Origin of the sequence: Cryobacterium algoritolerans (assembly GCF_004402785.1) — a bacterium.
In the GTDB taxonomy this organism is placed as follows: domain Bacteria; phylum Actinomycetota; class Actinomycetes; order Actinomycetales; family Microbacteriaceae; genus Cryobacterium; species Cryobacterium algoritolerans.
The window spans coordinates 41,781-53,495 of record NZ_SOFP01000023.1 but is presented as its reverse complement, the minus strand read 5'-3'; the positions used below and the strand labels follow the sequence as shown (position 1 = coordinate 53,495).

Sequence of the window (11,715 nt, the reverse complement as noted above, 5' to 3'; positions counted from 1 at the left end):
ATCCGGCGACCGAAGGAGCCACCTGTGACACGGGCACTGTTCATCATCGACGTCCAGAACGATTTCACAGAGGGTGGCGCGCTGGCCGTTGAGGGCGGGTCCGCCGTGGCCGCCGGGGTGAGCGCGCTCCTGGCGAAGCATCCGAACATCTACGGTTGCGTCTTCGCATCCCGGGACTGGCATGACCCCGACAGCGACAACGGCGGCCACTTCGCCCTGTCCGGCGAACCCGACTACGCAGAGAGCTGGCCGGTGCACTGCGTCGCGGGCACCCCGGGCGCCGGATACCACCCGGCGCTGACACTGCCCGAACACACCATCCACATCCGAAAGGGCCAGGGAGAGGCCGGCTACTCGGTCTTCGACGGTGTCTCGGAGGGCGGCGAGAAGACCGGCGAGTTGCTGATCACGAACGGTGTGACGGATGTCGACATCGTCGGGCTGGCCACCGACCACTGTGTGCGGGCGAGCGGCCTCGACGCCCTCGACCACGGCCAGCACCTGCGCGTGCTCACCGACCTGATCGCCGGGGTCAGCCCGGAGACCAGCGAGGCGGCCCTGGCCGAACTGGCCCACTCGGGGGCCGTCCTGGCCACGTCAGACATGGTCGCCTAGGTGGGGGCCGGACCTGCACCAGTGCCGGGCTCCTTCGCGCGTCGCCTCGACGGCCTGAGGATCGCTTACGACTTCGTGCCGGGGGATCGCCCGATCCTGCTCGTGCACGGGTTCGCGTCGACCGCCAGGGTCAGCTGGATGGGCACCGGCTGGGTGCGTTTCCTTGAGGAGGCCGGCCGCGGCGTGGTCACGCCAGACCTCCGCGGCCACGGACGAAGCGACAAACCGCACCGGGTCGCCGACTACGCCCCCCGGCAGATGGCCGCCGACCTCGTGGTCGTGCTCGACGCGCTCGGCCTGGACCAGGTCGATGTGGTGGCCTATTCGATGGGTTCGCGGGTTGCGGCGGCACTTGCCGGCCTGGCGCCGAACCGGGTGGTTCGGCTGGTGCTCGGCGGTGCGGGGCCGACCGAACTGTTCGAGTCCTGGGACCGGGAGACCATGACGCGGTTCCTGGCCGGCGAGACCCCGGCTGACCCGATGATCGCGGCCGTTCTCGCCGCCGCGATCGGTGCCGGCGGCGACCGGGCCGCCCTGCTGGCCTGCGTGGAGGGGTTCGCCGGGGCGACGCTCGACGTGCCGCCCGGCATCCCGGTGCTCTACGTGGCCGGCGGCGCCGACCCGATTCCGGCCGGGGTGGCCCAACTGGCCCGTGCCCGCGGCTCGGAATACCTGCAGCTGCCCGGCCGCGACCACGTGAACGCGCTCACCTCCCGCGAGTTCAAGCGGGCCGCGCTGGAGTTCCTGGCCTGACTCATCCCCTGTTCGGGGGGCCGTGTCAAACTTTTCTTCACGGGGGTGCATCCAAAACGACGCTTTTGTTGGAAATGGTAGCGGGAGGCCACACGGTCTCCCGTCCAACGAAATGCAGGAGGTAACCATGCACAGGACCATCGCAATTGGCACCGCAGCCGGCGTACTCGTCGCTCTCGCAGGAATCCTGCCGGCCAGCGCCGGCGAAGATCGTGGTGGCGACGGGCACCACTCCGACACAGGAACCGCCGTCCTCACCGTCTTCCACGGCGTGCCGGGTCTCACCGTCGACGTCTATGTCGACGGGAAGCTCACCCTGGACAACTTTGCGCCAGGCAGTTTCTCCGACCCTCTCACCCTCGACGCCGGGACCTACTCGGTGGCCGTCACCGCCGCGGACGCGACGGACGACAGTGACCCGGTGATCGGCCCGATCGATCTGACCGTGGAGGCGGGCGATAACTACACGGTCGCCGCCCACCTCACCGAGGCCGGCGACCCGACGGCCACGCTGTTCATGAACAACACGGACAAGGCAGGCAAGAGGAACGGACGGCTCACCGTGCGTCACATCGCCGCGGCCCCGGCCGTGGACGTTCTTGCGAACGGGCAAGCCGCGGTGACCGACCTGAGCAACCCCGACGAGGAAGAGCTGACGCTGCCCGTCGGCACGATCTCGGCCGTCGTGGCCGCGACCGGAACGACCGACCCGCTGATCGGACCGGCTGACGTCACGATTGCCAAGCGCACGAACACGATTGTCTACGCGTGGGGCAGCCTGGCTGATGACAACCTCGCATTCGCCGTGCAGACGATCGACCTGACCGGGGGCGGGCGCCAGCACCACAAGTAGGGATCGCCACCGAGCCCAGGTACGCCCCGGGCGACGGCGGACCCTCGGGGGCCGCGCGCACAGCGAATGCTGGCGCGCGGCCCTCGACGTGACTGCGGCGTGGTGCCTACGGTGTGGTCCGTGTTGTGATCCCCGTGATCTGCGGCGTGGTCGAAGGGGAAGAAGTCTGATTCGGGTGCATCCAATCCGGGGCCAGGCGCGGAAGTAGTTGGTAAGAGTGCCCCGGCACACCCACGGGGTCACCCGCGAGGTCACCCCTAACTGACACACCAGGAGGAAATGATGCACAAGTCCCTGACGATCGGCGTGACGGCCCTCTCCCTCGGCGCGCTCGTCGCCCTGGCCGGTCTCGCACCTGCCCAGGCCGTCGACCCGGTCGCGAAACTATCCGTTTTCCACGGCGTTCCCGGCCTCACCGTCGACGTGTACGTGAACGACAAGCTCACGCTCGACAACTTCAAGCCGGGCGACCTCGCCGGTCCGCTCGAACTGCCGGCCGGCACCTACAAGGTCGCGATCACCGCCTCCGACGCGGCCGACGCGAGTAAGCCGGCCATCGGCCCGGTCGACCTGCCCCTCGAGGCAGGTAAGGACTACACCGCAGTCGCCCACCTCGACGCCGCAGGCAAGCCGACCGCGACGCTCTTCACCAACGACATCGGCAAACTGGAGGCCGGCCAGGGGCGGCTGACCGTGCGCCACGTGGCGGCCGCCCCCGCGGTCGACGTGCTCGCCAACGGTGCCGCCGCCATCACCAACCTGGTCAACCCGAAGGAGTCGGTGCTGACGCTGCCGGCCGGCACCATCTCGGCGGCGGTCGCCGCAACGGGAACGACGGCCCCCGTGATCGGCCCGGCCGACGTCAACGTCGCGGAGGGCACGAACACGATCGTCTACGCGTGGGGCAGCCTGACCGACAAGAACCTGGCCCTCGGTGTACAGACGATCGCCGGACTCCACTCGAACCCCGGCAGCATCCCCGCCGGTGAGGCCGGGCTGGTCGCCACGAACAAGCCCGCCGACCAGACCGGGCTGTGGCTCGGCGGCTTCGCCGCCCTGCTGCTGGCACTGGGTACCATCGCGGTCGTCGGGCTGCGGCGCTCGGCTGCGGCCGGGCGCCGCTAGCCGGGGCGCACGATGAAGAGGACCACAGCTGGCGCGGTCGCGATGCTGGCTGTGGCCCTCGTCGTGCTCAGCGGATGCTCGGGGCTTCGGGAGTCCGCGGCATCCGCACCGGCGCCAACGGTCTCGTCCGCGCCGGATCCGGCATCCATTGCGCCCGTCCCACAGCAGACTCCCGAGGTTGCGGTGCCGACCGTGAGCGCCGCCCTCAGCGCCAACCAGGAGCCTGTGCCGCTCGCCCCCGTTCGGATCCGAGTGGACAGCCTCGGCATCGATATGGTGGTCGAGGCGGTCGGCCAGACCGCGGAGAACGTGATGGAGCTGCCGAAGAACCCCGCGGTGGCCGCCTGGTACCGTTACGGCCCGTCACCGGCCGGCAAGGTCGGCGCGACCGTGATCGCCGCGCATGTCGACTCCCTCGTCTACGACATCGGCCCGTTCGCCCGTCTCGCCGAAGCGACTGCAGGCACCCAGGTCTCGCTGACGCTGAGCGATGGAACGCAGCGGCGCTACGCGGTGACCGGCGTGCAGTCGATCCTCAAACCGGAGGTCCCGTGGGACGCGATCTTCGATCGTTCGGGCGCGGCCCGGCTGACCCTCGTGACCTGCGGCGGCGAGTTCGACTACGGGGCGAGACGTTATCTGTCCAACGTGATCGTCGCCGCGGATCCGATCCCATAATGAAAAGGTGTGGCTATGCTGAGATCGACGGTGGTCGAGGCCCGCAATCCGGTGAGGTCTGAGGTGTACGACCGGCCATCGCAGCTTTCGACCGAAGGGCACCCCGGCATTGTGAGCGCAGTCGCCGACGTAGACGACCACGCGCGGTTGGCCACCGCCTTCCGCGGTGGAGACGAACGCGCGCTCGCCGAGGTATACGCTCGCTGGGCCGCGCTCGTGCACACCATTGCCGTGCGCTCGCTCGGCGACCCGGGCGAGGCAGAGGACGTGACCCAGAAGGTGTTCATCGCCGCCTGGAAGGGCCGGTCGGGTTTCGACCCGTCCCGCGCCCGGCTTCCGGCCTGGCTCGTCGGCATCACCCGGCATGCGGTGGCAGATGCGCACGAAGCCCGCTCCCGACGCCGCCGGATCGAGGCGGCCGCGATGGGCGAACTCCGATTCAGCCAGCCCGACGAATCGGCCGAGGTGGCCGACCGGCTGATGATCAGCGACGAACTGCAACGGCTTGAACCGGTGCCGCAGCGGGTGATGCAACTGGCGTTCTACGACGACCTGACGCACGCCCAGATTGCCGATAGCCTCGGACTGCCCCTCGGCACCGTGAAGAGTCATATTCGACGAAGCCTGACCAGGCTGCGCACCAGATTGGAGGCGAACGATGGCACACATTGACCGGGACGATCTTGCGCTCATTGCCATGGCTGAGCTCGACCTCACCGAACCGGAGCGCCTCCACCTGGCCGAATGCCCCGAGTGCTCGCTCGAACTGATCTCGCTGCAGCACACCATTGCGGTCGGTCGCGCGGCGCGCAACGTCGACCTCATCGAGCCACGCGACGCCGTCTGGGGTCACATCCATTCGGCGCTCGGGCTCTCCGACGCGGTCGCGGACACGCCCCGGCGTTCCGACTATCCGGCGAGTGCGGCACCGGCGGGAGCGGCACCGGTGACGGATGCCGCGGAGCCCGACGTCCTGTCAGCGTCCGCAGCCGCGCCCGCTTCTCCTGCTGCCCGGGCGTCCGCCGCTGCGTCCGCGCCCGACAGCGGGATCCGGCCGGTTGCCCGGATCGACGGTCTCGCACGGCCGCGCCGCGTCCGCTTCTGGCTGCCGCTGACCGTCGCGGCCGGGATCGTCGGCCTGGTCGGCGGCATCGGCGGGGGCATCTGGTGGGAGTCGCTGCGGCAGGATGTGGCGCCCCCCGTCGTCGCTGAGGCGAAGATCGCCGAGGCGAGACTGGACCCGTTCCCCGGCTGGAACGCCGGCGGCACGGCCTACGTGGAGAAGGCCGCCGACGGCCACCGTGACGTTGTGGTCGACCTCACCGGGGCGACCGGCCGCGCCCCCCTCCGCGAGGTGTGGCTGATCAAGGCCGATGCGTCCGGCCTGGTCAGCATCGGGCTGCTGGGCGGCGCCGCCGGCCGGTTCTCGATCCCCGACGGGCTCGACCTGGCCCAGTACCCGCTCGTCGACGTATCCGCCGAGCCGGACAACGGCGACCCCGCGCACTCCGGCGACTCGATCGTGCGCGGCCAACTGCACAGCACCTGACCTGGAGGCCCCATTCCGGTCGAGAGTACCCGGCGGTACGGGAACCCTCGACCGGTACGGGGTGGGACCGTTTCGAGCCGCGGCCGCGGTTACAGCTGGTGGCCGAGCTTGTACTCGGGCATGTCCTCGCCCTTGCGGGTGTAGGAGAAGCCGTCGGCGCCGACGGTGACGGCCATTTCGCTCGACTGGGTGCGTTCGATCACGGGCTGGGGGGTGCCGTCGAGGTCGAGCACGAGGGAGGCATCCGTGTACCAGCTCGGCACGACCGGGTTGCCCCACCAGTCGCGGCGCTGGTTGTCGTGCACGTCCCAGGTGACGACGGGGTTGTCCGGGTCGCCGGTGTAGTAGTCCTGGGTGTAGATCTCGACCCGGTGACCGTCGGGGTCGCGGAGGTAGAGGTAGAACGCGTTGGACACACCGTGCCGGCCGGGGCCGCGCTCGATCAGGTCGGACTTGCGCAGCGCACCGAGCTTGTCGCAGATGTAGATGATGTTGTGCTTCTCATGCGTGGAGAAGGCGATGTGGTGCATCCGTGGGCCGTTGCCGCCGGTCAGGGCGGTGTCGTGCACGGTGTCCTTGCGGCGCAGCCAGGCCGCGTACGTGACACCGTCCGCGTCCTGGATGTCCTCGGTGACCCGGAAGCCGAGGTCCTCGAGGTAGCCGCGGCCGAGGCCCACGTCGGGGGTGACCTGGTTGAAGTGATCGAGGCGCACGAGCGCGCCCGGACCCTGGAGGTCGTAGCGCCAGGCGAGGCGTTCCACGTGCTGGGTGTCGAAGAAGAATTCGTAGGGGAAGCCGAGCGGGTCTTCGACGCGCACCGAGTCGCCGATCCCCTTCACGAAACCGTTCGCGCGGCGTTCGGTGCGGCAGCCGAGTTCGCGGTAGTACGCCTCGGCGAGGTCGACATCGAGGGGGGAGCGCACCCGGAAGGCGAATGCGGACACCGCGGCGACCGGGCCCTGGCGCAGCACGAGGTTGTGGTGGATGAACTCCTCGAAGCTGCGCAGGTAGATCTCGGTGTCGCTCTCCTCCGTCACGACGAGGCCGAGGATGTCCACGTAGAACTCGCGGGACGCGGCCAGGTCGGTGACGACGAGGTCCATGTAGGCGCAGCGCAGGATGTCCGGCGGGGTGGCCGCTGGGGTGGGGATGGGGGTGGTGGTCATGGGGATCCTCCTCATTGAGTGTCAGTGGTTGTGGTCTCGGCGGGCTCGACCAGCGGTGTTCGAGCCTGTGCGCCGGTGATGATCGAGCCTGCCGGGATCCAGGTCAGGCGGCGCCGAAGCGGGCGGTGTGCACGGCACCGAGGGTGATGTGCACGGCCTGCTGGTCGGTGTAGAAATCGATCGAGCGGTAGCCGCCCTCGTGCCCCAGCCCCGAGGCCTTGACCCCGCCGAACGGGGTACGCAGGTCGCGCACATTGTGCGAGTTGAGCCAGACCATACCGGCCTCGATCGCCTGGGCGAAGGTGTGTGCCCGGGTGAGGTTGCTGGTCCAGAGGTACGCGGCGAGTCCGTATTTGACGCCGTTGGCCAGCGCCAGGGCCTCCGCATCGGTGTCGAACGGGGTGATCGACACGACCGGGCCGAAGATCTCCTCCTGGAAGATGCGCGCCGTGGGCGGGACATCCGCGAACACGGTCGGCGACACGTAGTTGCCCTCGGCCAGGTGCGCCGGGCGGCCGCCGCCGGCGAGCAGGCGGCCCTCGGTCTTGCCGATCTCCACGTAGCTCATCACCTTGGCGTAGTGCTCGGGGTGCACGAGCGCGCCGACCTCCGTCTTCGGATCGTGCGGGTCGCCGACGACGATGTTCCGGGCGCGGGCGGCGTAGCGGGCGCAGAAGTCCTCGTAGACGGTGCGTTCGACCAGGATCCGGCTGCCGGCGGTGCAGCGTTCGCCGTTGAGCGAGAAGACGCCGAACAGGGTCGAGTCGATCGCGGCTTCGAGGTCGGCGTCGGCGAAGACGATGGCGGGGGACTTGCCGCCGAGTTCCATCGACATGCCCTTGAGGTTGGCGGCGCAGTTGCGGTAGATGGTCTGGCCGGTGGTCGTCTCGCCGGTGAACGAGATCAGGGGGACGCCCGGATGCTTGACCAGCGCGTCGCCGGCCTCCTCGCCGATGCCGTTGACCAGGTTGAAGACCCCGTCGGGCAGCCCTGCGGCGGCGAAGATCCCGGCCCACAGGCTGGCCGAGAGCGGTGTGAACTCGGCCGGCTTGAGCACGACGGTGCAGCCGGAGGCCAGCGCCGGGGCGAGCTTCCAACTCTCCAGCATGAACGGGGTGTTCCACGGGGTGATCAGGCCGGCGACGCCGACCGGCTTGCGATTGACGTAGTTGATCTGGCTGCCGGGGACCTTATAGGTGTCGTCGGCCTGCGCCACGATCAGGTCGGCGAAGAAGCGGAAGTTCTCGGCCGCGCGGTTGGCCTGGCCGAGGGCCTGGGTGATCGGCAGGCCGGTGTCGAACGTTTCCAGTTCGGCGAGGCGGGCATCCTGCGCCTCGATCGCATCGGCGATCCGGCCCAGGATGCGGGATCGCTCGCGCGCTTTCATCCTGGGCCACGGCCCGTTCTCGAAGGCTTCCGTGGCGGCCGCGACGGCCAGGTCGATGTCCTCCTGCTGGCCGGCGGCGGCGGTGGCGTAGGTCCGGTTGGAGACCGGGTCGAGCACGTCGAAGGTCTTGCCCGAGACGCTGTCGACGAAGCGGCCGCCGATGTAGTGCCGGATGTGGGTCGGCAGGTTGTCGGGGACGAAGTGGACGGCCGTGGTGGTGGTGTCGGTGACGGACATGGGTCAGGCTCCTGCCTTGCTGAAGCCGTCGATGGTGAAACCGTCGACGGGGGAGAGGTACTGCTCGCCGGCGGCCAGGAACCGCCTCATGGTGACGAGTCCGGCATCCGTGGGGGTGATCAGCGGTGGGCGAACGAAGCCGGATGCGATCAGGCCGCGCTGCTCGAGGACCCACTTGCCCGGCGCCGGATTGGTCTCGACGAAGAGCAGGTCGACGAGGGGGTGCAGGCCGTAATGGATCTCGCGGGCCCGGTCGAGATCGCCGGCAACCCATGCGTTGTACAGCTCCACGTGCGCGACGGGAGCGATATTGGAGGTGGCGCTGATCAGGCCGACGCCGCCGAGCGCGAGCAGCGGCAGGCAAAGCAGCTCGATTCCGCTCCAGACCAGGAGTTCCTTTCCGCAGAGGTGCAGCACCCTGGAGAAATGCTCGAAGTCCTTGGTGGTCTCCTTGACCCCGACGAAGTTGTCGAAATCGTGGTAGAGCCGGGCGATGGTCTCCGGGGCGATGTCCACGGCGGTACGGCTGGGCACGTTGTAGGCCACGATCGGCAGGTCGGGGAACTCCTCGGCCACCGTCTTGTACCAGACGTAGAGGGCCTCCTGGGTGGGCCGGGCGTAGTACGGGGTGATGATCAGGGCGGCGTCGACGCCGGCATCCCGGGCGGCGGATGTCAGCTTGAGGGTCTCGTCGAGCTTGGCCGACCCGGTGCCGGGCATGAACGGCACCCGGTCGCCGATGGCCTCGGCCGCGGTGCGGATCGCTGCGGCGCGCTCGCGGATGCTCTGCGAGCTCGGTTCCCCGGTCGACCCGCCGAGCGAGATGCCGTGGGTGCCGGAGGCCAGCTGCCAGTTGACGAGGTTGGCCAGGCCGGCATGGTCGACGGCGCCGTCGGCCGTGAACGGCGTCATGAGGGGCGCGATGGAGCCCTTGATCTGGCTGGGGTCACTGCGGAACTTCAATGGGTGTTCCCTTCGGGACTGTGGATGAATGGTCGGTGATCGAGCCGCCGGTGATCGAGCCTGTCGTTCCGTGATCGAGCCTGTCGTTCCGTGATCGAGCCTGTCGTTCCGTGATCGAGCCTGTCGAGATCGCGCCTGTCGAGATCGCGGGGGTCCCGACCGGCTCGACCACCGGGCTACGGACTGGGGGCCTTCTGGCGGGCGAGGAAGGCGTCGAGGGTGCCGAGGCGGTGGTTGCGCGCGGCGAGTTCGACCTGCAGCGGGTCGCCCCCGTCCTCGATCAGGTCGAGCAGGGCGGTGTGCTCGGCGACGGATTCGTGGGCGCGGCCCGGCACGAAGCTGAAGATGGAGTCGCGGAGGGCGCTGAGTCTGCTCCAGCCGCGGTGCACGAGGTCGAGCAGGTGCGGGTTAGGGCAGGCCTCGAACAGGGTGGAGTGGAACTCGAGATTGAGCCGGGTGAAGCTGGCCGGGTCGAAGTGGTCGAGGCAGTCGGCCATTTCCGCGTTGATCCGCCTGGCGCGTTCGAGCGTGTCCGCGTTGAGGACGGGCGCGGCGAGGGCGGTGGCGTAGCCCTCGACGAGGCTGAGTGTCTGCATCGTGTGCACATACTCCGTGGCGTCGAGCATCGCGACCTGTGCGCCGATATTGCGCTCGAAGGTGACCAGGCCCTCGGCCTCGAGCAGGCGGATGGCCTCCCGCACGGGGACCGCGCTGACGTCGAGTTCGCGGGCGATCTGGCCGAGCACCAGGCGGTAGCCGGGGCTGAAGGTGCCGTCGCTGATCCGCGACCTGATCCACTGGTGGGCCAGCTGCGCCTTGCTCAGGCCGACCGTGGCCGAGTCCGTCGAAACGGTCATCATCTCTCCTCGTGCCAGGTGCGGTAGCGGGCCTTCCAGTCCGCGTTCATCGGGTACAGCCCGTCGACGCCCTGGCCGGCGGCGACCATCTCGGCGATGAAGCTCTCCTCGCGTTCCTGTTCGATGGCGGAGGCGACGACCTCCTCGACCAGGTGCGGCGGGATCACGAGCAGGCCGTCGGCGTCGCCGACGATCACGTCACCCGGCTGCACCGCGGCGCCGCCGCAGGCGATGGCCAGGTCGGTGTCCCAGGGCACGTGGCGACGGCCGAGCACGGCCGGGTGCCCGCCGGCGTGGTAGGTGGGAATGGAGAGTGCGGTGACGGCCGCGAGGTCGCGCACGCCGCCATCCGTCACGATCCCGGCGGCGCCGCGAACCTGGGCGCGCAGGGCGAGGATGTCGCCGACCGTGCCGGTCCCGCGCTCACCGCGGGCCTCCATCACGATCACGTCGTCGGGCCCGAGTGAATCGAAGGCGCGTTTCTGGGCGTTGTAGCCGCCGCCGTGGGACGCGAACAGGTCTTCCCGGTTCGGCAGGTAGCGCAGGGTGCGCGCCCGGCCGACGAGTCGGGCGTCTGGCCTGGTCGAGCGGAGGCCGTCGATCGACACGTTGTTGAGGCCGCGCTTGCGCAGCTGAGCGCTCAGGGTGGCGGTGCCGACGCTGTTGATGCGCTCCTTCAGGGCTGCGGTGAGAACGAATGCGGGAGCCTGCGGAGCGAGCCCTGCGGCCTCCGGTGAACCCCAGGCCTCGGTGCGTTGCAGGTCATCGATGAGCGGTGCAGCGCCGTAGCCGGCCAGGGGGACGGTGCCTTCGACCACGGTGGTGCGAAGCCGGCCCGTGGTCAGAGGCCGAACCGCCGTCGGGGCGTCGACCTCGACTTCGACGACGTCGCCCGGCCGCACCACCGAGGCGCCGGCCGGGGTGCCGGTCAGGATGATGTCGCCCGGTTCGAGGGTGATCAGCTGGGAGAGGTCGGCGACGAGCCGAGCAAACGGAAAATACAGGGTGCCGGTGGTGTCCTCCTGGGCGAGGACGCCGTTGACCCAGGTGCGGATGCGCAGCGCGGTCGGGTCGACCTCGCCGGCCGGCAGCACGGCCGGCCCGATCGGCGTGAAGCCGTCGCCTCCCTTGGAGCGGAGGTTGGAGCCCTTGTCGGCGTGACGCAAGTCGTAGACTCCGAAGTCGTTGCTGGCGGTGACCCCGGCGACCGCGTTCCAGCCCTCGACGGGGTTGACCCGGCGTGCTCTCGTGCCGATGATCAGGGCGATCTCACCCTCGAAGGCGAGCAGCTCGGTGCCTGCGGGGCGTTCGATCTCGCCGGAGAGGGCCAGCGAACTGGCCGGCTTCAGGAAGTACGACGGCTGGGCCGGCACCCGTCCCCGCTGCGCGGCGCGGCTCGGGTAGTTGATGTGCACGGCGATGACCTTGCCCGGCCGGGCGCCAACGAGCGCCCTGACGGTGGATTCGGGGGGTTCGGTGGTGTCGGTCATCCCACACTCCTCTGGTTGAAAGCCCGTAGCGGTGAAGTCTGC

12 protein-coding genes are annotated in these 11,715 nt (G+C 69.5%); 7 read left to right on the top strand and 5 right to left on the bottom strand.

The features are described from left to right. Positions 1 to 24 precede the first annotated feature (24 nt). The 7 genes from E3O19_RS04945 to E3O19_RS04915 all read left to right on the top strand — a co-directional run bounded on the left by E3O19_RS04945 (position 25) and on the right by E3O19_RS04915 (position 5,573). On the top strand, positions 25 to 615 hold the full coding sequence (locus E3O19_RS04945) for an isochorismatase family protein (RefSeq protein ID WP_134565769.1): 591 nt from the start codon (positions 25 to 27) through the stop codon (positions 613 to 615). Beyond that, on the top strand, positions 616 to 1,368 hold the full coding sequence (locus E3O19_RS04940) for an alpha/beta fold hydrolase (RefSeq protein ID WP_198413854.1): 753 nt from the start codon (positions 616 to 618) through the stop codon (positions 1,366 to 1,368). It abuts the gene before it with no gap. Positions 1,369 to 1,495: 127 nt separating this feature from the next. Continuing rightward, a complete protein-coding gene (locus E3O19_RS04935) occupies positions 1,496 to 2,221 on the top strand; it encodes a DUF4397 domain-containing protein (RefSeq protein ID WP_134565767.1) in 726 nt (241 codons plus the stop codon). 279 nt (positions 2,222 to 2,500) lie between these two features. Then, entirely contained in the window at positions 2,501 to 3,346 is an 846-nt protein-coding gene (locus E3O19_RS04930; RefSeq protein WP_134565765.1) for a DUF4397 domain-containing protein, read from the top strand. Positions 3,347 to 3,358: 12 nt separating this feature from the next. Next, positions 3,359 to 4,024 carry a class F sortase gene (locus E3O19_RS04925; RefSeq protein ID WP_134565763.1) on the top strand — a complete coding sequence of 222 codons (666 nt, stop codon included), beginning with the start codon at positions 3,359 to 3,361 and terminating at the stop codon, positions 4,022 to 4,024. Between the two features lie 15 nt (positions 4,025 to 4,039). Then, a complete protein-coding gene (locus tag E3O19_RS04920) occupies positions 4,040 to 4,696 on the top strand; it encodes an RNA polymerase sigma factor (protein ID WP_134565761.1) in 657 nt (218 codons plus the stop codon). Then, positions 4,683 to 5,573, top strand: a complete 891-nt coding sequence (locus E3O19_RS04915; RefSeq protein ID WP_134565759.1) for an anti-sigma factor domain-containing protein — start codon at positions 4,683 to 4,685, stop codon at positions 5,571 to 5,573. The genes E3O19_RS04920 and E3O19_RS04915 overlap by 14 nt, the downstream gene beginning before the upstream one ends. An 89-nt stretch (positions 5,574 to 5,662) precedes the next feature. Here the strand turns inward: E3O19_RS04915 and hpaD are convergent, their stop codons facing one another. The 5 genes from hpaD to E3O19_RS04890 form a co-directional block, all read right to left on the bottom strand. After that, on the bottom strand, positions 5,663 to 6,739 hold the full coding sequence (gene hpaD, locus E3O19_RS04910; protein WP_134565757.1) for a 3,4-dihydroxyphenylacetate 2,3-dioxygenase: 1,077 nt from the start codon (positions 6,737 to 6,739) through the stop codon (positions 5,663 to 5,665). 103 nt (positions 6,740 to 6,842) lie between these two features. Further along, positions 6,843 to 8,363, bottom strand: a complete 1,521-nt coding sequence (gene hpaE / locus E3O19_RS04905) for a 5-carboxymethyl-2-hydroxymuconate semialdehyde dehydrogenase (protein ID WP_134565755.1) — start codon at positions 8,361 to 8,363, stop codon at positions 6,843 to 6,845. A 3-nt stretch (positions 8,364 to 8,366) separates the two neighbouring features. Next, positions 8,367 to 9,326 carry a 4-hydroxy-tetrahydrodipicolinate synthase gene (gene dapA / locus E3O19_RS04900; RefSeq protein ID WP_134565753.1) on the bottom strand — a complete coding sequence of 320 codons (960 nt, stop codon included), beginning with the start codon at positions 9,324 to 9,326 and terminating at the stop codon, positions 8,367 to 8,369. Between the two features lie 176 nt (positions 9,327 to 9,502). After that, positions 9,503 to 10,186: a GntR family transcriptional regulator gene (locus tag E3O19_RS04895; RefSeq protein ID WP_134565751.1), complete on the bottom strand. Its 684-nt coding sequence runs from the start codon at positions 10,184 to 10,186 to the stop codon at positions 9,503 to 9,505. Further along, a complete protein-coding gene (locus tag E3O19_RS04890; protein WP_134565750.1) occupies positions 10,183 to 11,673 on the bottom strand; it encodes a fumarylacetoacetate hydrolase family protein in 1,491 nt (496 codons plus the stop codon). Before E3O19_RS04890 ends, E3O19_RS04895 begins: the two co-directional genes overlap by 4 nt. Positions 11,674 to 11,715 lie beyond the last annotated feature (42 nt).

Excerpts from the sequence above, each read along its gene's own strand:
- hpaE (WP_134565755.1), bottom strand. The coding sequence starts at position 8,363 with ATGTCCGTCACCGACACCACCACCACGGCCGTCCACTTCGTCCCCGAC.
- E3O19_RS04890 (WP_134565750.1), bottom strand. The coding sequence starts at position 11,673 with ATGACCGACACCACCGAACCCCCCGAATCCACCGTCAGGGCGCTCGTT.
- E3O19_RS04935 (WP_134565767.1), top strand. The coding sequence starts at position 1,496 with ATGCACAGGACCATCGCAATTGGCACCGCAGCCGGCGTACTCGTCGCT.
- E3O19_RS04915 (WP_134565759.1), top strand. The coding sequence starts at position 4,683 with ATGGCACACATTGACCGGGACGATCTTGCGCTCATTGCCATGGCTGAG.
- E3O19_RS04920 (WP_134565761.1), top strand. The coding sequence starts at position 4,040 with ATGCTGAGATCGACGGTGGTCGAGGCCCGCAATCCGGTGAGGTCTGAG.
- E3O19_RS04930 (WP_134565765.1), top strand. The coding sequence starts at position 2,501 with ATGATGCACAAGTCCCTGACGATCGGCGTGACGGCCCTCTCCCTCGGC.
- E3O19_RS04925 (WP_134565763.1), top strand. The coding sequence starts at position 3,359 with ATGAAGAGGACCACAGCTGGCGCGGTCGCGATGCTGGCTGTGGCCCTC.
- hpaD (WP_134565757.1), bottom strand. The coding sequence starts at position 6,739 with ATGACCACCACCCCCATCCCCACCCCAGCGGCCACCCCGCCGGACATC.
- E3O19_RS04895 (WP_134565751.1), bottom strand. The coding sequence starts at position 10,186 with ATGATGACCGTTTCGACGGACTCGGCCACGGTCGGCCTGAGCAAGGCG.